General features: G+C 58.6%; 18 protein-coding genes and 2 pseudogenes. 4 read left to right on the top strand and 16 right to left on the bottom strand.

The genetic code is table 11. The features are described from left to right. Positions 1-368 precede the first annotated feature (368 nt). The 3 genes from traA to MUU54_RS20620 are packed head-to-tail and all read left to right on the top strand — an operon-like array spanning position 369 to position 5,384. Entirely contained in the window at positions 369-3,671 is a 3,303-nt protein-coding gene (gene traA, locus MUU54_RS20630; protein ID WP_247245842.1) for a Ti-type conjugative transfer relaxase TraA, read from the top strand. Continuing rightward, entirely contained in the window at positions 3,668-4,234 is a 567-nt protein-coding gene (gene traF, locus MUU54_RS20625) for a conjugative transfer signal peptidase TraF (RefSeq protein ID WP_376742225.1), read from the top strand. The genes traA and traF overlap by 4 nt, the downstream gene beginning before the upstream one ends. Continuing rightward, positions 4,224-5,384, top strand: coding sequence for a conjugal transfer protein TraB (locus MUU54_RS20620; protein ID WP_247245841.1), 1,161 nt, complete (start codon positions 4,224-4,226; stop codon positions 5,382-5,384). The genes traF and MUU54_RS20620 overlap by 11 nt, the downstream gene beginning before the upstream one ends. A gap of 58 nt (positions 5,385-5,442) precedes the next feature. On the opposite strand, the gene MUU54_RS20615 is transcribed toward MUU54_RS20620, so the two are convergent. From MUU54_RS20615 to trbB, 13 genes and pseudogenes are all read right to left on the bottom strand, one after another. After that, on the bottom strand, positions 5,443-6,240 hold the full coding sequence (locus tag MUU54_RS20615; protein WP_247245840.1) for an autoinducer binding domain-containing protein: 798 nt from the start codon (positions 6,238-6,240) through the stop codon (positions 5,443-5,445). Between the two features lie 141 nt (positions 6,241-6,381). Continuing rightward, positions 6,382-6,681, bottom strand: a pseudogene (locus MUU54_RS20610) (helix-turn-helix transcriptional regulator). Between the two features lie 247 nt (positions 6,682-6,928). Beyond that, the gene (locus MUU54_RS20605; RefSeq protein WP_247245846.1) at positions 6,929-7,477 is read right to left on the bottom strand and encodes a HipA domain-containing protein; all 549 of its coding nucleotides are present in this window, start codon (positions 7,475-7,477) and stop codon (positions 6,929-6,931) included. Positions 7,478-7,596: 119 nt separating this feature from the next. After that, a pseudogene (gene trbI / locus MUU54_RS20600) lies at positions 7,597-8,894 on the bottom strand (IncP-type conjugal transfer protein TrbI). Then, positions 8,891-9,331: a conjugal transfer lipoprotein TrbH gene (locus MUU54_RS20595; protein WP_247245839.1), complete on the bottom strand. Its 441-nt coding sequence runs from the start codon at positions 9,329-9,331 to the stop codon at positions 8,891-8,893. The pseudogene trbI and the gene MUU54_RS20595 overlap by 4 nt, the downstream one beginning before the upstream one ends. A gap of 1 nt (position 9,332) precedes the next feature. Continuing rightward, positions 9,333-10,145 (bottom strand): P-type conjugative transfer protein TrbG, encoded by an 813-nt coding sequence (gene trbG, locus MUU54_RS20590; RefSeq protein WP_376742224.1) that lies wholly within the window; start codon positions 10,143-10,145, stop codon positions 9,333-9,335. Between the two features lie 22 nt (positions 10,146-10,167). After that, positions 10,168-10,827, bottom strand: a complete 660-nt coding sequence (trbF, locus tag MUU54_RS20585; protein ID WP_247245838.1) for a conjugal transfer protein TrbF — start codon at positions 10,825-10,827, stop codon at positions 10,168-10,170. Between the two features lie 12 nt (positions 10,828-10,839). Beyond that, a complete protein-coding gene (gene trbL / locus MUU54_RS20580; RefSeq protein WP_312038856.1) occupies positions 10,840-12,015 on the bottom strand; it encodes a P-type conjugative transfer protein TrbL in 1,176 nt (391 codons plus the stop codon). A gap of 59 nt (positions 12,016-12,074) precedes the next feature. Next, complete coding sequence (trbJ, locus tag MUU54_RS20575) at positions 12,075-12,836, bottom strand: P-type conjugative transfer protein TrbJ (protein WP_247245837.1); 762 nt, start codon at positions 12,834-12,836, stop codon at positions 12,075-12,077. Further along, positions 12,811-15,306 (bottom strand): conjugal transfer protein TrbE, encoded by a 2,496-nt coding sequence (locus tag MUU54_RS20570; RefSeq protein WP_247245836.1) that lies wholly within the window; start codon positions 15,304-15,306, stop codon positions 12,811-12,813. The genes trbJ and MUU54_RS20570 overlap by 26 nt, the downstream gene beginning before the upstream one ends. Before the next feature lie 13 nt (positions 15,307-15,319). After that, a complete protein-coding gene (locus tag MUU54_RS20565; protein ID WP_247245835.1) occupies positions 15,320-15,616 on the bottom strand; it encodes a conjugal transfer protein TrbD in 297 nt (98 codons plus the stop codon). Next, the gene (locus tag MUU54_RS20560) at positions 15,609-15,986 is read right to left on the bottom strand and encodes a TrbC/VirB2 family protein (protein ID WP_247245834.1); all 378 of its coding nucleotides are present in this window, start codon (positions 15,984-15,986) and stop codon (positions 15,609-15,611) included. The genes MUU54_RS20565 and MUU54_RS20560 overlap by 8 nt, the downstream gene beginning before the upstream one ends. Continuing rightward, positions 15,976-16,941: a P-type conjugative transfer ATPase TrbB gene (gene trbB / locus MUU54_RS20555; protein WP_247245833.1), complete on the bottom strand. Its 966-nt coding sequence runs from the start codon at positions 16,939-16,941 to the stop codon at positions 15,976-15,978. Before trbB ends, MUU54_RS20560 begins: the two co-directional genes overlap by 11 nt. A gap of 496 nt (positions 16,942-17,437) precedes the next feature. Between trbB and MUU54_RS20550 the strand changes: the two genes are divergently transcribed. Continuing rightward, the gene (locus tag MUU54_RS20550) at positions 17,438-17,710 is read left to right on the top strand and encodes a WGR domain-containing protein (RefSeq protein ID WP_247245832.1); all 273 of its coding nucleotides are present in this window, start codon (positions 17,438-17,440) and stop codon (positions 17,708-17,710) included. A gap of 385 nt (positions 17,711-18,095) precedes the next feature. On the opposite strand, the gene MUU54_RS20545 is transcribed toward MUU54_RS20550, so the two are convergent. Genes MUU54_RS20545 through MUU54_RS20535 form a run of 3 tightly spaced genes read right to left on the bottom strand, consistent with a single transcriptional unit; the run spans position 18,096 to position 21,726 of the window. Then, positions 18,096-18,659: a hypothetical protein gene (locus tag MUU54_RS20545; protein ID WP_247245831.1), complete on the bottom strand. Its 564-nt coding sequence runs from the start codon at positions 18,657-18,659 to the stop codon at positions 18,096-18,098. Between the two features lie 39 nt (positions 18,660-18,698). Beyond that, the gene (locus MUU54_RS20540; RefSeq protein WP_247245830.1) at positions 18,699-20,009 is read right to left on the bottom strand and encodes an HlyD family type I secretion periplasmic adaptor subunit; all 1,311 of its coding nucleotides are present in this window, start codon (positions 20,007-20,009) and stop codon (positions 18,699-18,701) included. Then, the gene (locus MUU54_RS20535) at positions 19,999-21,726 is read right to left on the bottom strand and encodes a type I secretion system permease/ATPase (RefSeq protein ID WP_247245829.1); all 1,728 of its coding nucleotides are present in this window, start codon (positions 21,724-21,726) and stop codon (positions 19,999-20,001) included. Before MUU54_RS20535 ends, MUU54_RS20540 begins: the two co-directional genes overlap by 11 nt. Positions 21,727-21,773: the final 47 nt, after the last annotated feature.

Here is a 21,773-nt window from a genome sequence, read left to right as displayed (position 1 = left end):
CTCAACCCGCGCCAAACGGCGTAACAGAAACGGTCGAGACTCTAACTGCCGCTGGATGAAAGTTCAGTGGCAGGTCAATTTCTGCGCGGATTTTGAATGAGGGTTTTTTCATCTCCGGAATTGTCCTCTGTTGTCGCTCGTTAAAATTCACGTCAGTACAGTCTCTCAAATTGCGGTGCCGATCTACTGACACAAATGCGAGTAGGCGAAGTCTACGTTTTCGAACATGATCCCTTCCGTTCCGAAGGAGCGGATCCGAAGGGCGCAATTATACGTCGCTGATGCGACGTCCTGCTCCTGACTGCCGTTGCAGCCTCCGTTCCTGCCGAACCTGTTGAATTCGTTCATCGGAGGGAGATCCTGCCACAATGGCCGTCCCGCACTTTTCAGTCAGCATCGTTGCGCGCGGAGCCGGTCGAAGCGCCGTCCTTTCGGCGGCGTACCGGCATTGTGCAAAGATGGAGTACCAGCGGGAAGCGCGAACGATCGACTACAGCCGCAAGCAAGGGCTGCTGCATGAAGAATTCGCCATCCCATCGAATGCGCCGGACTGGTTGCAGTCGATGATTGGTAATCGCTCTGTGTCAGGCGCTGCGGACGTCTTCTGGAACGAGGTCGAGGATTTCGAGAAGCGGTCGGATGCTCAACTTGCCAAGGACATGACCATCGCCCTTCCAATCGAGCTCTCCACCGAGCAGAACATCGAGCTCGTGCGGGACTTCGTGGCGCAGCATATTACAGCCAAGGGCATGGTGGCGGATTGGGTCCTTCATGACGCTCCTGGCAATCCGCATATCCACCTGATGACGACATTGCGGCCGCTCACCGAGGGCGGGTTTGGCTCCAAAAAGTTCGCAATCCGTGGAGCCGATGGCGAGCCTCTCCGCGATGACAGGGGCAAGATCCGCTACGAGCTTTGGGCCGGCGGGCTTGATGACTTCAATGCGCTCCGCGATGGCTGGTTTGCTTGCCAAAACCGGCATATGGCGCTCGCCGGTTTTGATAGCAGGATCGATGGGCGCTCCTTTGAGAAGCAGGGCATTGAAATCACTCCGACAATCCATCTTGGTGTCGGAGTGAAGGCGATCGACCGAAAGGCGCGGGACCATGATGCAAGAGCTGCTCTGGAACGGTTCGCGCTGCAGGAGGAAAGACGCAGGGAGAATGTCCGCAGGATATTGAGCAGGCCAGAGATCGTGCTTGACCTGATCACACGCGAAAGAAGCGTCTTCGACGAACGCGATGTCGCAAAGATCCTCCACCGATATATCGATGATGCACCCCTCTTCCAAAGCTTGATGGCCCGCATCCTGCAAAGCCCCGAAACCCTCCGTCTTGATCACGCGCGTCTTGATCTGGTGACCGGTGCCCGGGTGCCGGAAAAATACACGACGCGCGAGTTGATTAAGCTAGAAGCCCAGATGGCAAACCGCGCAATTTGGCTCTCCCGACGATCATCGCATATGGTCCGGGAGCCGGTGCTAAAGCGCGTTCTCACGTATCACGATCGGCTTTCGGCCGAGCAGAAGACGGCAATCGAGCATGTGACATCTAACGGAGGGATCACAGCCGTCATCGGCCGTGCCGGTGCCGGTAAAACCACGATGATGAAAGCTGCGCGAGAGGCGTGGGAAGCCGCCGGATATCGTGTTGTCGGCGGCGCCCTTGCCGGCAAGGCTGCCGCAGGTCTTCAGAAGGAGGCGGGAATCGGCGCACGCACACTTGCCTCTTGGGAACTGCGCTGGGCTCAAGGTCGCGCGCAGCTAGACGATAAGACAATCTTCGTGCTCGACGAGGCTGGTATGGTATCGTCTCGGCAGATGGCGCTGTTGTTGGACGTCGTCGTCCGGTCTGGCGCGAAGCTCATCCTCATCGGCGATCCGGAGCAATTGCAGCCAATCGAGGCTGGCGCCGCGTTCCGCGCTATCGCCGATCGTATCGGCTATGCCGAACTTCAAACCATCTATAGACAACGCCAGCAATGGATGCGCGACGCGTCGCTCAACCTTGCCCGCGGCACTTTGGACAAGGCTCTCGAGGCGTATCGTGAGAATGGTAAGATCATTGCCGCAGAGCTGAAAGCAGATGCGATCTCCAACCTCAACCTTGATTGGAAGCTAGACTACGATCCGACTAAGTCCACTTTGATCCTGGCGCATCTTCGTCGCGATGTCCGCATGCTCAATGAATTGGCGCGCAGCAAGCTTATCGAGCGTGGCGTCATTGAAACCGGATCGAGCTTCGATACGGCTGACGGCCTCAGAAGCTTTGCCGCCGGCGATCAGATCGTCTTTCTCAAGAACGAGACCTCCCTCGGCGTCAAGAACGGGATGCTTGCAAGAGTGGTCGAAGCAGCATCCGGTCGTCTTGTTGCTCAAATCAGCGACGGCGGTCATCGCCGACAAGTCTTGGTCGAGCAGCGCTTCTACAACAGTGTCGATCACGGCTATGCCACGACCATCCATAAGGCCCAAGGCGCCACCGTTGACCGCGTCAAGGTGCTGGCCTCTCTGTCTATGGATCGTCATCTGACCTATGTCGCGATGACTCGGCATCGTGAAGATCTCAGCGTCTATTACGGCCGCCGATCGTTTGCCATGGCGGGCGGGCTGTTGCAGATCCTGTCGCGCAGAAACGCTAAGGAAGCGACCCTCGATTACGCTGGCGGGAACATCTATGCCCAAGCGCTCAGCTTTGCCGAAGCGCGCGGACTTCATCTGGTTAATGTTGCACGCACCGTAGCGCGAGATCGCCTCCAATGGACGGTTCGGCAGAAGCAGCGACTTACTGACTTCGCTGCGAGGCTCACCGTCATTGGCGCCAGAATTGGCCTTCTCACGCATCCTGCCAAGCCCGCCGACCCCGATGAGGCAAAGCCAATGATCTCCGGCATCACCACCTATTCAAAGTCGATCGACCAAGCCGTTGAGGAGAAGATCGCTTCCGATCCCTCGCTAAAGAAGCAATGGGAGGAGGTCTTGTTGCGCTTCCACCATGTCTATGCCCGGCCGCAAGCTGCGTTGAAGGCCGTAGACGTCGATGCGATGTTGAGCGATCAGTCGATTGCGAAGAGGACGATAGCAACGATTGCGACGGCGCCCGAGTCATTCGGCGCGCTCAAGGGCAAGTCAGGTTTTTTTGCCAACCGCGCAGCTAGATCCGATCGCGATCGTGCGCTACGCAATGTCGCGCCGCTTGCCGACAGCATAGACGACTATCTGCGTCAGCGTGGCGAGACCGCACGCCGCCAGCATGCAACGGAGGTTGCTAGCCGCAAGCAGGCCGCCCGGGACATCCCTGCCCTCTCTGCCGCTGCCAGGCAGATCGTTGAAAGTATCCGTGACGCGATCGATCGCAAAGACTTCGCTGTAGCGCTGGAACATGCCAGCGCCGATACAAGCGTCAAGATAGAGCTTGATGGTTTTGCGAAGGCGGTCTGCGAACGGTTTGGCGAACGAACCTTCTTATCGCTCGCCGCGAGCGACGCTACCGGCGAAGCCTTTATGAGAGTTACTGCCGGCATGAACGCCAAGCAGAAGCGCGAGGTGGCTCAAGCCTGGAGTAAGATGCGTACGGTGCAGCAGCTATCCGCCCATGAGCGCACCGTCGCGGCGTCGAACCAGGCCGAAGCGTTACGTCAGGCGAAAACCGAGGGGCTCGGCATCCGATGATGATGCGCCTTCGTGTCGGAGGGGGCCGACGTTCCACCGGCATTGTCTGGTTCTATCGGATCAGTAGCGCCGGCACTCTAATGCTTGGCCTCATCACGCTGATGGGCTTTTCCGGCTTCAGGGTTAATCTCACTCCGAGCAAACCCCTGGGGCTCTGGCGCATTACCGAACTCGATCGCCCAGCTCGCGTGGGCGATCTCATCTTCATTTGCCCACCGCAGACAAAAGAAATGCGAATTGCACGCGAAAGGGGTTATCTGCGCGTTGGGCTTTGCGCAGGCGGCGCCGCTCCGCTGATCAAGGCCGTGGCGGCAACATCAGGCCAGATGATCGAGATCGACGACGAGGTGCACATCGATGGAAGATCTTTGCCTCACTCTCGGATTTCCCGCTTCGATGGTCAGGGGCGTGAGATGACGCCTTATGAAGGCGGCATCGTTCCGCGCCGCACCGTCTATCTACACTCCGACTTTCCCGGCTCCTTCGACTCCCGATATTTTGGGCCTCTTCCCGTCGATGGTATCCTGGGCCTGGCGCGAGAGGTCTGGACCTATGCACCGTGATCTTTTGCGCACCGCCTTGCTTGTGACCGCCTCGGGAATGACCGGGTGGATCGGTTGGAGCGGCCATGTTCTGCTTCTTCCGACCGCCGCCGCATTTCCAGGTTTTTGGTCGCTGGCGCGGACGCGCTGGCAGGCACTGGCGGTCTCTGCAGCCTATTTCCTCTCGGCCTCGCGTGGTTTGCCACAGGGTGTGGCGAATTTCTATGGGTCAGAGATCTGGCCAGGCATCCTGCTGTGGGCAATTGCATCGACTGCCTTTGTCGCCCTCCATGCGATGTTATGGGCAGATCATGACGGGTTGGGACGCTGCCTCCGCTATATGATCCTCTTGATCGCGACGGCCCTGCCACCTTTCGGGATCACGGGCTGGGCACATCCGATCACCGCAGCGGGTGTGCTCTTCGCAGCTTGGGGATGGTGCGGGCTTGTTGCGATGGCTGCCGCCTTAGGCGTCATGACGACGCGCCATCGGGCGTTTGCAGCCATTGCCATGATCGGCATGTGGATCTGGTCGGCCGCGAACTGGACGACGCCAAAGCTACCGTCATCCTGGGAAGGCGTTGATCTTCACCTAGGGGCTTCTTTGGGGCGCGACCTGAGCCTCCAGCGTCAAGAGGAGCTGATCGACATTGTGCGCGGCTATAGGCCCGCATCGACGATAGTCCTTCCGGAGAGTGCGCTCGGCTTTTGGACGCCGACGGTCGCGCAGCTATGGCACATAACCCTTGTTGGCACCGGTATCACCGTCATCGCGGGGGCAGCAGTCATCGACGAGACCGGTTATGACAACGTGCTTGTGAAGATATCGCCAGAAGGCAACGAGGTTCTTTACCGGGAGCGCATGCCTGTGCCTGGTTCAATGTGGCAACCATGGCGAGGCGGGACAGGACAGGACGGAGGCGCCCGCGCTCACTTCTTTGCGAACCCCGTCGTCCCCGTCGGCGATGTCATGATCGCCCCCTTGATCTGCTATGAGATGATTGTCGTCTGGCCGATTCTGCAGTCGGTTTTTAACCGCCCTGATGCCATCGTCGCGGTTGGAAACGGCTGGTGGACGACCGGAACGTCGATCATCGGCATCCAGGCTGCAAGCATCGAGGCCTGGGCACGACTCTTCGATCTGCCTCTCGTCATTTCTTTCAACAGCTGATCGAGGCGGACGGCTGAATGAAGGTTAAGTGTGGGCCAACGACGAAGGTAGTGATTGTTCAGATGATCCCCCAAGCCGTCGCCCTTGCTGTCGCCTGCGGCAACGTCGCTGCTCCAAGCGCAAATTTGGCATTTCCTAGATAGAAACGGACGTTCGCGTACGTTGTCTTCTGAATGACAGCAATAGCTCTCATCGATTTGCCCTCGGCCGACCAGCGCAGGCACGTGAGTTCCTCAATCTTTAAGCGGACGTTGTGCGATGGCTTGCGCAGCTGACGAAGGTTCGTCAGGCGCATGTGGAGCTGTCCCACTGCCGCTGCAGCGAAAACCGGGTTGATCTCTTCGTCTGCCACACCTGCCTCTGAGCTTGAGGCTAGCGTAAGCATTGCCATCGTGCCAAAGCCAGTTCGAATTGGGATGGAGAGGCCGGATCGGATGCCGAAGTCACACGCTTGAGCGCAAAATCCGCGGGTCGCGCGATCTGCTCTCCGGTAGAGTGTGTTGGACCAGGAAAAAGCCTTCATGTGGCGCTTCGCGTCGCGCAGTATGGGATCAACGAGCCGATAGGAAAGCCTGAGGTATTGTTCCTGCCATTCCTGCGGGTAATTGGAGATTGCCACTATTGCATGCGGCTGGAGATCAACATAGGCAAAGGCCTCGAACCCCGCTTTGCGGGTAAGCCTTTGCAGGCTAATTCGAACTTTGTCGTCGTCAGTCGCCAAGATAACTTGTTCCGTTAGATGTTCGAACCACTCGTCCATTCTGCACCTCCTTGGAGAAAAACCAGCGCCCGCGAAGGGCGAGCTCCGATCAATAGCCACGGAGGAGATTTTTGAGCGGACCGCGCCGCAGTTCAACGCGAGTGAATGCGCAAACCCACTGCAAAAGTGAGGGGATTCCTGGCCTCCCCGTGAGGCTCTTGCTCCAGGGAGGCGGCAGCCGAAGATATGTTCATCGAGCTTAAGGCTGGTTCGCCTTATTGGGCGCGAAACGGACAGCTATACGCGCTTGAATTCAGGCGTTCTCGGTACAAATCCCACAACAAAGCCGAATAACCGACCTATCTTTTCCATTGTTTCGAGGGTCGGATTCGCTGTGCCGGCCTCTATCTCTGCGACTTGGCGCCTCGTAAGGGACAACGTCTCGCGAACTCCTCTTGCGTCATTCCTAAACCCTTGCGAATCTCCGCCAGCCGCCAGAGCAGCAGGCAGCCTCAAGTCGCCAGTTCGAGCACGCTCCGCAAGTGCTCGCCGGTTTTCCACGATTTCCTCTTTTGTAGGTTTCTTCCATCTCGCCATTTAGCGGTCCTTCTCCATCATTGACACCCCGCGAATACGGTGTCCGCAATAGCGATACAGCGCCCCATTGCACGTTCTAGAACTTCGGGAGACCCTCCCATATCTTTCGCCATCTTCGGTTTTTGCCGCAGATATTCAGCAAGCGCGGAAAGCTCAGACACGAGCGCTTTGTGCTCAGCGGGATCGGACATCAGTTCGCTGCAAATGCGTTTCCAATCGGGAAGATGGTCGCGACCTTCGTCACGCATCATGCCCAGCGGGTAGAGCGAACAACCCCCTCTTTGGCGAGCCGCATCGGTGCGAAATCAAAAAGTGGAGACAGACGGATCGTACCGTCCTGACGCTTGCTGAGAGCGGAATTTCGGCCGTGATTGTCAGGATTGCCAAGCGCGAGGTTGGCAATATCGCGCTTCAGGTATTCGACAATGTCCGCGAAGGGATTGGTCGAATACTGACGCAGAACATCGATATAGACCTCATGCGTACCGATATGACCGAAATCGGCAACGCCGATCGCGGACACCAGGCTTTCCTGGCCCAGCCGGATGGTTCCGCCGCCTTCTCTCTTCTTTCGATCGAAACGGGGAATGATCAGGACGCCTTCGACATAGGTTGATGTTTCGCTGACATCTAAACCGATCTCTTGAGCGATCCGCGAATAAAGGGCTTCGCCTTCGAGAATCAGGCGGTCTACCGGCTCGTTGCTGCGTACTAGCTTGACGATGACGTGGCGCACGGCTTCATCGTCGGTCACGAAGCTGTCGGGATAATAGAGCCCGTCATTCGCCTGCGTCATTGAGACCTTCGGCCATTCGCCTTGCAGGCCGCTGGAGCCGGAGGCGAGCATTCCAAAGCGATCGGCGACTTCCATGAAGCGGTCCGACAAGAAGCTCGCGTAAGGCAATAGCGGCATTCTCATCTCGAAGGATACGCGGACGGGAAAATGATGTCCTGGTCGACCAGGACGTTAAAACGATAGCCTGGACGAATGCGGAGCGTGGGTTGGACGTTGAGGTTTTGGATATCGTTTGTGTGGCGACTCGACCGAAGCTTTCGGCGAAATTACGCCGCGCCGCATCGGAGGCCGTGTCCTGATTAGCTCGGCTGAAGCTTTCCGGTAGAGACAGGTCTATTCCCGTCCCTATCAGCGCCACCAAGGCAGCAGAGCCAAAGGTACGCAGGTAGTGCCGATCGACCTTGTCGTAAAAGCCGCTATTGCCGGCAGAATCGGTTCCGGCCATGCCACCGATCTGGAGTGACACACCGTTGGGCAAGATCAGGTCGGTCCAAATAACCAGCACGCGCTGTTGACCGAAGGACACGCTGGAATCATACCGGCCAAACAACTTTGCCCCTTGAGGAATGAGCAGATATCTGCCGGTTGCGCTGTCGTAGACATTCTGGCTCACCTGCGCAATCAAGCGGCCCGGAAGATCGGAGTTGAGGCCTGTCACCAGCGTTGCAGGTACGACCGAGCCCCGCTTCAACTCGTAGCGCGAAACAGGAGAAGTGACCTGGCGATCCAGATAACCCGCCTCAACAAGATCACTGTTGAAGAAGGCTTGCTTATCCCGTTGCCGATTTGGGTCCGCAGCCGTCTCCGTGAGCCCGGCCTCGATGGCGCCTGCATAGAGAGCGTGCGGGCTCGTTGCTGAGGACCCTTGATCCTCATCAGCGGGTACCCGTGCCTGTTGAACACGCTCGGAAAGCGGAGAGACGTCCACCTTCAAAGGTGAATCAAGCGCAACTGAGCGAGCCTGAAGACGGGCCATGTCCTGGCGATGGCGCTCCCGAATGTATTGTTCGTCCTGCTCACGCTGCAAGCGCTTCAACCACTCATCTTCCTCTTCCAATGAGGTTCGCCGTGGGGCCGGTGACTCAACGACCTGCGGCTCCGGTTGCGGGACGGCAGGGGGTTCGATGACACCTGCCGGAAGAGCGGGGAGTGGCTGCCGGTCGTCCGGCTCCGCGATGATCCCATCGGACACGCCCCTTTTTAACCGATCACCGAAGCTAGTCGCCGGTGCCTCAGAAGCGTCGTCGATGGCGGCACTGCGCTCCATAGGTGATCCCCGCAGTGACAATCCGATCACCACGACGGCAGCGAAGACAAGGGAAAGCGCCACCGCCAAGACGAGCGGCAGTTTGTTGAGCCGTCGAATGCTGCTCCCCTGCGCGCCCGGCGAAGGTCCAAGGTGAAGGGACTGGGTCATTGCCCATCCCCGCTCTTGAGCGAAGCGGAGAAGGGACTGGCAGCGATGGGCCCAGTTTCTGTCTCTTTGTAGATGCGGCTCAAGATAACTCTTGGCGTCGACAGCCAGACCAGGACGTTCCCCTCCCCCGCCTCGATCGCGTAATTGATGGTCTCTGCTTTAGCGTCGCCTCCATCTCCGCTGCTGTTTTCGACGGGATATCCCTGCCGGCCGAGGCTTGCCTGCAGCGCCTCCGTGAATTCCGGATTATCGCCTCGCACCGCAAGCGTGGTTGGACCTTCAAAGGCCGAACGGACAACCAGCTTCTTGACCATGTCGTCTGCCACGAAGCTGTACGTGGCCGACATTATCGGAGGTGCTTTTGCGGAACTACCACCGTCGGTCTGGCATGCCGACAGCGTGACCGCGATCAGCATCAGGGACAAGCATTGGCGCATCTTATCCTCTCCTTCGAATGGTGATCTTCTGCTGGCGCCACCCTGTCCCCGAAACAAGAAGCGCCTTGTCGACCACATAGTCGGCGATCATCACGCCGTTCTTCATGCGGTAATTGACGATCCGGTTCTCGCCCCCTGAGACAACGAACAGCACCGGTGCATCCTGCCCAGAGATTGCGCGGGGAAAATGGATGTAGGTCTTCGCTCCATCGGAATAGACGCGGCTCGGCTTCCAGCGAGCTCGTCCTGAGAGGGTGTAGGAAAAATCGAGCCGCTCCGGCGCATTCGCCTCTAGCACCCCCTGATCCAAGCGGTCGTTTATCCTCTCCAGGTCGCGCGACACTTCGCGTGGATATTCGAAGCCGATGCGCGCCATATACTGGGTCGGGTGTGATTTCAGCTGGATGTGATAAGTACGCCGTGAGGTGGTGACGATCATGGACGTCAAAAGCCCAGCTTCCGCCGGCTTGACGACCAGATGGACGCTCTGCTCGCTGGCTGCACCGGAGGTGGCCGGCTCTACCTTCCAGCGGACGGTATCGCCGATCAGGACGTCGCGCACGATTTCCCCGTCCTCAAGCTCAATGTCGCACACCTGGAGAGGCGAGCAGACGACCGAAGGCTGAGCTTGCCCGTACAAAAACATCACCTTGCCATCCGGCCCACGTGTAACGATCGCCGGTGCCGCGCGCCAATCATCGGAAAGCCGGGTTGCCTTTGCGTCTGTGGTCGACATCGTCTGCGCCTGTGCCATCGGCCCGACGAGCGCGGATGCGGCCCAGCCAATAAATCCAAACCATCCAACCTCACGCATCTGTTTTGCTCCCCGTTTTTCTTCACAATTGCGCAGTCCATTCGAAATCCCGCAGATAAAGCCCGATCGGATTGACGCGAATGGTGGCTTCGTCCTGCGGCGGAGCCAACGACACGGTTGCAATCCCGCGAAACCGCCGCGTCGCGATCTCTCTGCCCTTGCGGTCGCGTTCATACTCCGTCCAGTCGATCTGATACGTTTGCTCAGACAGCGCGACGATGTTGTTGACTTCAACCGAGACTGTCGCCCGACGCGCCGCTTCAAACGGCGAGTTGTTGCGAAACCAGGCATTGATCTTTTCGGTGCTGGGGTCTGCTGCACGCAGCAAAGCATAGGTCCGGTCGATGTAACTCTTCTGGACAACCGCATCGGGCGTGACACTTCTGAAGCTTGTGATGAAGCCGCCAAGGGTCGCGCGCACGACACGCGGATCGGCATATTCCAGCTGCTGGGGAAACCCGGCCGTCACGGCATTTCCGAGCTTGTCGACTTCCACGATGTAAGGAACGAAGCGAACCCGGCTGCTGAGATAGAGGGCGTAGCTGAAGCCAATGATTGCCATGACCATCGCGAGCGATCCCATGAGACGCCACGCAGCCGCTGCTTTGACATAGGAACCGTAGCGTTCCGTCCACTCCTGGCGCGCGGCGAGATAAGGGTTCTCGGGGGAAAGATCCGACATAGAGCCTCCTTGTCAAAGCGTGTCGTTCTGATGGGGCGGGGGGGTCGCCGAGGGTCGTTGACCGTTGAGCTTGGCATTGGCGAGCCCCAGGAGCGAACTACCATAAGCTCCCGGCGCCCCAATGGCTTTGTCCGTGGCGGCCGACATGACCGCCGACCCTGCCGCACCGATCCCTGCACCTGCACCCTTCAAAGCAGCACCCGTAAGGGAGGCGCCTTCGGCTCGTGCAGTGCGCGCGGCCGCAAAGGCTGCGCTGACTGCAGAACCCGCAAGAGCCATGGCCCCGAGCCCGAAAGCTGCCGCCTGGCCACCATGGCGAATGACCTCCATGCCCCCCGATACCGATGCACCCTGAACGACACCTTGCATGATGTTCGGGACGTAGATCGAAATCATGAAAACGACTACGGCAATGCCCGCGACCGCCAAGCTCGTCATATACTGCTGTTCGGCTGTAACCGGTGTGTCAGAGAGGCCGACCAGGACGTCCGAGCCGATCTTGGCGATCATCACCAGTGCCATCAGCTTCAGGCCGACGCTGAAAGCATAGACGAGGTAGCGGACGGCGAAGTCCTTGGTATACGACGAGCCGCCGAGGCCAAGCATGATCATGCCGGCTAGAAGCCCAAGATACATCTCCACCATGATCGAAACGAAGATAGCGGCAACCAGCGAAAAGCAGACGACGACAACCATCATCGCGAAGGCGGCGGCAATGGCGGAGATGTTGTCTTCGAAGAGGCCGAACTGCACTTGACTGGATAGTTTTGCTGCAACTTCCAGGCCGGCGTCAAAGATCTCCGCAGGTGATGCGGATCCACCAGTCGCGCCCAACTGAAACAGACTGTCGACGACAGCCTTGGCAAAGCGCGGTCCCTGGTCAAGGACAAAGGCGAAAAAGCCAACGAACATGATGCGACGCACCAGCTCCGCAAACCAGCTCTCGATGGAGGCGGCCTGCAAGGCGAGCCAAACCGCCGCAACACCGATTTCGATGGCCGCAAGTATCCAGAACAGGGAGCGGGCGGCCTCGCCGACGTTCGTTTCCCACTCCCGCGCCGCTGCGAAGACCTGATTTTCCAGTTCGGTCAGGATCCGACCTTGCTGGGCAAGCGCTGGCGTCGCAATCAGAACGGCTGCAATAGCAACCCATAGAGAGGCGGCAGAAGATCGGCCTCTCGAGCGCACCCAATCCGGGTTGTCATTGAGCAAAAGACGGGCCTTCAAGGCAGCGAGCGGTTCCGTTGTCACCAGCGGGGCTCCATTTTCTGTCCTGCAGGGATGCCGCGGCCAAGTGGTGCGAAAAAACGCTGCCGTCTCGTCTGCGCTAGATCTTTCTCCGTCTGTCGCGTCTGTAGCCAAGTTCCGACCATCACCATCTGCTGCGAAACCAAGCCACGCAGCTTTTGCATTTGTGCCACCTGCTGCGCAGCAAGCTGATGGCCAACCTGAAGAGCCTTCATCTGCCCATCTGCCGTCTCCGACATTGTGCGCAGCTCCTTCATCGTCTGCTCTTCGCTGTCGAAGTGATCCGCGGTTAGGCTGGCGGCTCTCAACGTGCCCGTAATGGTGTCTCGATTGGTGTCGGACCAGGAGCGATAGGCCGAAGAGAAATCCTCCCCGCCTGCCAAGCTCGTTTCAATGTCCGAAAAGCTGGCAAAGCGCTGACGCAACAGATCGTCGGCATGCCCCATGGAGAACGCAATACCCTGCCCCTCCGCCACCAAATCACGCAAACGTCTCAGATCGCTTTCCGCCTGCCCCCAAACCTGGTGGGGGAGCCGAGCCGTATTCTGGAGCATGTTCTGGTAGATCATCATCTGGTTCTGGATTTGCTCCGCGAGCTGCGTAATCTGGGTCAGCTGATTTCGGACCTGCTCGCTCGATTGGCCGACAAGAGTGACCAACTCGCTGTTGTTGAGCAGTTGTGTCCACTCCGTCGCCGCGCCCGTTGCAGCGCCGGCATGGGCCGTAGAGGGCCGATCAATGGTGAGCGCCAGCGCAACCATTACTGCGGGGATCCTCAAGATTCTGAAGCCACGAAACCGCATCCGTACCTCCTTTTTGCCGAAGCCACAGGACAGGCCACAGCGCACCATGCTGAGCCTTCAACTGTCTGATTTGTCTAAGATCCTCTGCTCCAGACATGCCCGCAAAGCTGAGGGCAACGGGGCCAAGCCCCATCTCGAACAGTCTCCGCCCTTCCGGACTGGATACGTAATACTGGCGTTTCGGCGAAGCGCTCGCCACGATCTCGATCTGGCGGTCGTTGAAGCCGAGGCGCTCATAGAAGGCCCGAGTTCCAGGTTCCCGCGCAGCCCCGTTCGGCAGACAGATCTTGGTCGGGCAGGATTCCTTCAGAACATCCATGATGCCCGAACGCTCGGCATCAGAAAGCGACTGCGTGGCAAGGACGACAGCGCAGTTCGCCTTTCGCAGCACCTTCAGCCATTCTCGGATCTTGTCGCGAAACACCGGGTGCCCCAGCATAACCCAGGCTTCGTCGAGCAGGATCAGGCTTGGCTTGCCATCCAACTCCTTCTCGACGCGCCGAAAAAGATAAGACAGAACTGGGACCAAAACCCGCTCCCCCAGGTTCATCAGCTCGCCAACTTCAAACGTTTGGAAATCGCCAAGCGACAACCGGTCGTCTTCCGCATCCAGAAGATGACCGAGCGCCCCGTCTACCGTGTAGGGATAAAGCGCATCCTTGATCTCACGGTTTTGCACGCCGGAGACAAAATCTGAGAGTGACCTCCCCTGCGCCTTCACCATCAAGTCGACTTGCCGAGCAATCGCATAACGGTGTTCAGGCGTGACACTGAGGCCCTGCAGAACGATCAGAGTTTCCAGCCATTGCGCCGCCCAGGCCCTGTCACCTTCGCTTGCAAGATCGGCAAGTGGGCAGAACGACAGTTCCGGCGGTTGACCGTCTGGGTCGTCGCCAAGTTCGAAGTGGTTGCCACCGGTGGCAGCGGTGATCGGAAACAGTGAACGCCCCTTGTCGAAGGCAAAGATCCTAGCCCCCTCATACCGACCAAATTGTGCGGCGATGAGCGCGAGCAGCGTCGACTTACCAGACCCTGTCGGACCGAAAATCAGCGTGTGCCCAACGTCATCCACATGCAGGTTCAGCCGGAAAGGCGTGGATCCGCTGGCCACCTGCATCAGAGGCGGCGACTGGGGCGGGTAAAATGGGCAAGGCGCAGTCGGTCGTCCGGCCCATATCGAGTTGAGCGGCATCAGGTCGGCAAGATTGCGCGTGCTGATCAACGGGGCCCGAACATTTGAATACCAGTTTCCAGGGAGACTCCCCAGATAGGCATCGGTGGCGTTCAAGCTCTCGATGCGCGCACCAAATCCTTCGGCCTGAACCATCCTTCGAACGAGTTCGGCCTTGTCTTGCAGGGTGGCACGTTCGCGATCGAACAGAACGATCACTGACGTATAATAGCCATAGGCGACGAGCTGTGATGCCGCCAGCGCGATGGCATCTTCCGCATCGACGACCATAGCCATTGCGTCCTGGTCGATCGATGCAGAATTGGTTTGAAACACCTGATCAAAAAAGGGCCTGACCTTCTGCTGCCATTTCTTGCGCGCTCGTTCCAGACGCTGTCTTGCCTCCAGAGCGTCAAGAAAGATGAAGCGGGAAGACCAGCGGTAGGCGATCGGCATCTGGTCGAGCCGATTGAGGATGCCGGGCCAGCTTTCAGCAGGAAATCCATCGATTGCCACGAGAGCAACGTGGCGGTTCTCGATAGTCGGTGTGAGACCATGCTGCAGTTCTGCGGTCGTTACCCAGTCCAGATACATCGGGACGTCGGGAAGCCGCACGGGATGGTTTTCGCCCGTGATACAAAAGCGGATGAACTGCAAGAGATCGTCAAATCGTTCAGGACGAAGGGCGCCCTCCTCTACGATGGTGTGGGTCCTCATGCGCTGGAGAGACAGCGTGTTGGCCAGATACTGTTCGAGCTCCCGACTGGCCTCATTGAAGGCTGCCAATGCGGTATCGGCAAAAGAACCATTCCGGTTAGATCGGTCGGAATACATATAGCGCGCCAACGCGGCGTGCTTCGGCTCGGGCGGGCGGTGCGTCAACAACACCGCATGCTTGCTTTCGAAATGACGCTCCTGACGCTCAAACTGTCCCCGACGCTCCGCGTCGATCGCCCGGCTGACAGGGTCTGCAAAGAAGCAGTCGCTTTCGGCCGGATAGGCGTTTGTTGGTGTCCGCACTGCTTCGACCTGAAGCATCCAACCGCTCCCCAGCCGTACAAGGATCGCGTTGATCTGCCGTGACAGGTCGTTGCGCTCCTGATCTGTGGCGCTTTCGGTATCTGGACCGGCATAGTACCAGCCGGCCATTAGACTCCCGTCCTTAAGGAGCATCACGCCGTCATCAACCAGAGCGGCATAGGGGACTAAATCGGCGAAAGACGGATTGCGAGACCGGACGTTTGCAAGTGATGCCATGGTAGACCTTCCTTCAGCGATCGCGCCAGGGGCTGCTCGTCGCTCTGTAGGCAGCGCGATAGTAGATGTGCCTGAGATAGATTTGGCGCGTCATCGGATCTCTCTTGGCCATCAGGCGCAAAATCGCGGTGACAAGTGTCCACAAGCCAATTCCGAGGAGGACGGAATAGACGGTCAGCACGACGAACACGAGAATGGCCGCCGCCAGGCCAGTCGCCAGAACCAGTTCACGGTCTGCCCCTAACAGAAGGCTTGGACGATGAATTGCCTTGTTGAATGGCGTCCGCTGCAGAGTCAGGCCCTCAGCCATCGTCCTGCCCCACCCACGTCGTCAACCGCGGCACGGGCTCGAAATGAACATCGCCAATCGAGGCGCCCGTGGATCCAAAGAGCCCGACGATGGTCGTGGCGCCCAGCAGTATGCCCGCTACGAGAACCACGTAGACGAGCCGGCGTGCGAAATCGTTGAGCTCGCCCCCAAAGATCAGCATGGCTCCGGCAACCGCAACAGCGGCAAGCGCGATATAGCCTGCCACGGGTCCGGTGATGGATTGCTGGATCTGCTCCAACGGCCCCTCCCATGGCAGGCTGCCACCGGAGCTTGCCATGGCCGGACGTGCGGCAACGCCGACGAACGCTGCGCTGCTGACGATCTGGCTGATCTTTCTCTTAGGCCGCATGACGTATCTCCCCATATGATGCGCATTGGTATTCGCCGCCGGCAAATCGAGTGACCTGAAGGATCTCGCTGATCCGGCGGCCCTTTGCCGTCCTCTCAATCGAGATGACCACATCGACCGCTTCCCCGATGATGGCGCACATCGGCTGCTGGCTGACCTCCCCCGTCAGCTGCTCGAGTCGCTGTAGGGTCGATCTCGCGGTGTTGGAATGGACTGTCGCGACGCCACCCGGATGGCCGGTATTCCAGGCCTTCAACAGGCTCAAGGCTGCGCCATCGCGCACCTCGCCCACCACGATCCGGTCAGGGCGGAGTCTAAGGGCACTCCTCAGAAGCTTCGACATGTCGATCGCCGCACTGGTGCGCAGCGAGACGATGTTGGCGGCGGAGCACTGAATCTCGGGCGTATCCTCCAACATGACGAGGCGATCTTGCGGAGAGTGTCGGATCATCTCCCCGATGATTGTAGTGGCAAGAGTGGTCTTGCCGGAGCCGGTGCCGCCGGACACAATGATGTTGCGGCGTGTCTGCACGGCCTCACGAATGGTCTGAGCTTGAGCGGGTGTCAGAATGCTAGCAACGACATAGTCGTCCAACGAAAGCACGCGCGTCAGGTGGCGGCGTATAGAAAAGCTTGGAGAGGAGACGACCGGCGGAAGGAGACCTTCAAACCGATAGCGCCCCGCCAGTGGCAGCTCACCTGAGACGATCGGGTGGCCCCGGTCAGCATAAGCGCCAAGGGCATGCGCAACGGCACCGATGGCAACTTCCGCGGCTTCAGCGCTCAAATCGCCGATGAGAGTGATCCTCTCGCCCAGTCGCTCCAGGAACAGTTTTCCGTCCGGATTGAGCATGATCTCCACGACCTCGCTGTCGTTAAGAGCATCGCAGACTGCGGTGCCCAAGGCGGCGCTTAGCTTGCGGATCAGACGGTCCGACGATTTTGACGGGGTCATTGGCACAGAGCTCCCCTGCGAACGACAGTTTGATGCAGCCCCGCCTTGTGCAGCACTCGGTCGCTGAGCAGGTGCTGCGCCTCATCTTCTCTCGGGCATTTGCTTGCGGCCGTCGCTACGTGCATCAGCGTTCTCCGATTTGTTTCGGAGAGGTTCGTGCAGAACGCGAGAATGATCTACTGGCAGAAGTGTTAGTACTTTGGTCTAGGCCAACGCTCTGGCCCGGCCACTGCTCCCAGTAAGGAGAGAGACGTGAACACGTTCGACACTTGCTGAGTGGGTGAACCGTGCAGGTTTCCATCATCAGACGGAGGCTGCGTGGAGAGAGCCTCTCGCAATCCTCTTGGATCCGTTGGCAAAACATGGCGATCAAGGTCGCCCCGCCAGATCGACGGGTGACCGCGACGTCCACTCATTCACTGCGTGAATCGGTGGACGCTGTTTGATTCAAAACTCTCGTTGGACCGCTGTCGATCCTCCGTGAGACTCTGATGGCATGAGCTATCACGTCTACCACGTTCACATCCGACGCATCGACCGCCGCAAGAACATGTCGCGCTTTTATGCGCTCTCCATCCAACACACTCTGTTCGGGAACGTATCGCTGATCCGTGAGTGGGGGCGTACCGGAACCCGCGGGCAACAGCGGATCGACGTCTTCGAAGACGAAAAGCAAGCACTATCATCGTTTCTTGCGCTCCTGCGTCAGAAGCGAAAGCGCGGCTATGTCCCCTGCCCGAGCGGTGTTCTGGCTTGTGGACGGCGTTAACCTTGATGGAAAATGAAGCTGGCGCTTCATTCCAGACCATGGCATTGTCTTTCTGAGGCTGGCGCATGCCTGGAACGCCCACGAGATTGCCCTTTGCCGCGGTCTCGGTTCCCGTACACGCGCTAGAGGTCCCTTATGCAACGTCGCAATTCCGATCCCCGCCCGTCCGTTGCGCAAAACATTCGCACCGCTGGGATCTTGACGTTTTTGGGCCACTTTTGATCATTCTCGGTGCGCTACATCTTCTCAATGGCCACAGCCGAGGCCGACGTCCACGATAGCCAGCATCAAGTTGCCGCGACTAGGTGGAACTCAAGATTAGGCTTGCCACAGGCCTCCTTGCCTCAGTTTTAGGAAAGAAGGCGTCTACAAATCTAGGGGCTATTCAGCCTGTCAGACTCTGCCAAACAAGAGCAAATAGCGGTGCCAGCCGTTCCGTTGCCCATCCAGCGGCTTGGCTGGTTGCGTCGCCATAAACCTCCGCTCCGAGAAGCGCTGCCAAGCCTACTGTGCAGACCAGCAGGATAGCAAATCCCAAACCGCCACGTGACGCTGACGTTCGTCCTCCACCTGTCGCCGCAGCCGCCATGACCATGGTTTCTTCAAGCTGCTGCTTAAGCTTCAGGCTCAAGAAGGCTTCACTGAACTCAACCGAGCGGGCGATGTCATCCAGGCGAGCGTCCAGGCGGTCTAATCTCTGCTCAATCACACGCCGCCCATACTCGCCATCGACTGGCCAAGGCTTTCGCTCATCGCTCAGTCTTGACTGCAGCCCGTGTGATGCGCGCCGGTGGAGGATGACTGGTGGCCTGTTTTCTAAAGCATCTGGCTGCCCCGAAAGAAGACCAGCACCAGCTTCGACGGGCGCCACGTCATTGAGGCTGGCTGCTATTGCTTGAACGTCGTGGTCAAATATTTCCGAACCTGCACCTAAATCGCTGCGCAACATGAATACTCCCCTGCTCTGTTATGTTCCGGCCGAGCAATTCTAGGCCTCTCGCATCGCATGCGTGATCTGATCGGTGATGGGTTTGATGAGATAGGACAGGATTGAACGTGATTCCGTCTGTACGAAGACCTCTGCAGGCATGCCCGGTTTCAAGATTTCCTTCCCGACCTTGTCCAGCTCGTTATCAGGGATGCGCAGCCGGGCCAGGTAGTAGGACGTATTTGTCTGCTGATCATGTGTGAGATCAGCGGAGATATCGATGACGCTCGCCGACAGCTCAGGCGTGACCCGCTGACTGAGGCTGGTGAGGCGAATACGTGCGTTCTGGCCACTGTGAACCTGATCGATGTCGGTGGGTGAAAGCTTAGCTTCCACGATGAGCTCGTCATCGTCTGGGATGATGCTTACCAGGGTCTCACCCGGCGCAGCAACGCTGCCGATCGTATGGATGTTAAGCTCGTGAAGAGAGCCGGTCATCGGCGCACGGATGTCCAGGCGCCGGATCTTGTCCTGCGCTGCGATGCGTTCCTCGGAAAGTTTGGCGATTTCGGAGCGCTTTAGGTCGAGTTCCGTGAGGACACTCTCATAGAATGCCTCGTCAATCTGCGCCAGCTTCAATTCCGCCTGCGTTCTGGCCTGTTGGGTCTCGATAATTTCCGCTGTCAGGGCAGCCTGACTCCCGCCTAGGGATGCTCTTTCCCGCTGGATCGCAATCAACTGCGAGTGCATGATTAGGCCACGGTCGTTAAGTGAGGTGTAGCGGCTCAACTGATCGTCCACGAGGGCGATGTTGTCCTCCACCGCTTTTCTTTGAGCCTCAAGCGCTGAAACCTGCTCCTCGAACTGCGCCACCTGTTTTGTCAGCTGCGCCTTCTGACTTGCTTTCGTCGCTGCTCTTGCCGCCATCAGCTCCTTCTGAGCTTCGATCAGAAGCGCGCGACGTTCTTCGGGAACGGACCCAAAATCCTCCGGCACTTCGATATCGGCGCGATTGGCCTGCTCCGCAAGAAGCCGCGATTCCTGTGCCAGCAGTTGCAGGAGCTGATTTTCGATGATTCCGAGATTGGCCTGCGCCATGGTTCCGTCAAGCCGGAACAGAAGCTGACCGGCCTCGACCTTGTCTCCCTCAGAAACGACGATGTCGGCGATGATGCCACCGTCGGCGTGCTCGACCTGTTTGGCGCGACCGAGGACGATGATCTTGCCACTCGACATGACCGCGCCGTTGATCTCCGCCCAATTGGCTGCTGCGGCAAAGCCGCCGAGGAAAACTCCAGCAACGGTGAGGGAGAGAATGATCTGCCGTCGGATTGACCGGCTGATAACTTGATCCAGGGCATCATACTGCATTGGCTAGTGCCTTTCCCGACTGCATGGATCCGTTGAGGATAGAGACATTCGTCAGCAGCTGATCCTTGTCTCCAAACGCGACCTGTCGGCCACCCTGGATGATCAGCAGCTTGTTTACGGACAACAGTGCGCTGCTTCGATGCGCCACGACCACGACGATGCCGCCCCGTTGGCGAACCTCTAGGATGGCGCGGCTTAGCGCCTGTTCCCCTTCCACGTCCAGGTTGGAATTGGGTTCGTCCAGCACGATCAGGAACGGGTTACCGTAGAGAGCACGCGCCAAACCGATCCTCTGCCGCTGTCCTGCAGACAATCTGGCGCCACCGTCGCCGATCATCGTATTGTAGCCGTCAGGAAGACCCGCTACCAGATTGTGGACACCTGCAAGTTTGGCCGCAGCGACGATGGATACGACATCCGCATCTTTATCAAATCGGGCGATGTTATCAGCGACCGTACCATCGAAAAGCTCCACGTCTTGAGGTAGGTAACCAATAAAACGTCCGCGCTCGTCTTCCGTCCATTGATCAATGGTTGAGCCATCCAGCCGGATCGCTCCCTTTAGCACCGGCCAGACGCCAACTAGTGCCCGTGCAAAGCTCGTCTTGCCCGAGCCGGAGCCACCGATGACACCGAGCCCGTCGCCAGCCTTCAGCGTCAAAGCCACGTCTTGCAACAGCACTACAGGCTCTGCCGGAGCGCTGGTGGCCATCTCCTCGATCGACAGATCGCCTTTGGGAAGCGGAAGTCCCTGGAGGCCACGATCGACGTCGCATTGCAACAGAACCTGATTGAGCCTTCCCATCGCCTGCCGGCTCGCCACGAAGGAGGGCCAGTGTGAGACAGCCTGTTCGATCGGCGACAGGGCACGCGCCATGATAATAGACGAGGCGATCATCACGCCGCCGGAGATCTCCTGCCGGATCGCAAGATAGGCCCCTAGCCCAAGCATCGCCGACTGCAGCATCATCCGCAGGAGCTTGATGGTCGAGGAATAGAAGTTGCTGCGGTCGGTGGCCTGCTGCTGCGCATAAAAATAGGGTGTGACGAGCTCACCATATCGCTGCGACAGCCGGCCCGTCATCCCCATGGCTCCAACCACCTCGGCATTCCTGCGGGCCGTCTCCATGACCTTCGACTGGGCCGCGGTCGTTTGGCCGACCTCCTTCGTGGTCGTCCGCGACGAATACTCGTTGAAGACCACCAGCAGGAAGATCACGGCTCCACCGGCAAGCGCCAGAAAGCCAAGGGCGCTGTGCATCACGAAGATCAACAGGAAGTAAAAGGGCATGAAAGGCAAATCGAAGATTGATGACGGCCCAGGTGAACCGAGAAATCGTCGTATGGTGTCGAGATCGCGGTTCGGGTGGAGACCTGCGCTCTTGCCCCCCAGCATCACGGGCAGCCGGATGTTGGCCCGCAAAACCGGGTTTGTAAGACTCGTATAGACGCGCATGCTGACCCTCAGCAGCGCCTTTGACCTCAGGATGTCCAGGATGCCGCTGAGGCCATAGAGGCCGATCGTGATCGCCGAGAGAACGAGAAGCGTGGGAACGCTGCCGCTCGCCAAGACGCGGTCATAGACCTGAAGCATGAAGATGGGACCCGTCAGCATCAGCACGTTGAGCACTGCGCTGACGATGAAGATGCCCACAAAGGCCGAGCGGCACGTCCGTATAGCGCCTGAAACGGATGGTCTGACGGGATTGGAAAACATGTTCTTCTCACTCTTAACTCTGACGAACTGTTACGCCTTAGGGGTGC

The sequence above is a fragment of the Pseudorhizobium tarimense genome (assembly GCF_022968135.1).
Lineage (GTDB): Bacteria > Pseudomonadota > Alphaproteobacteria > Rhizobiales > Rhizobiaceae > Neorhizobium > Neorhizobium tarimense.
This window is presented reverse-complemented; position numbering and strand designations above follow the sequence as displayed.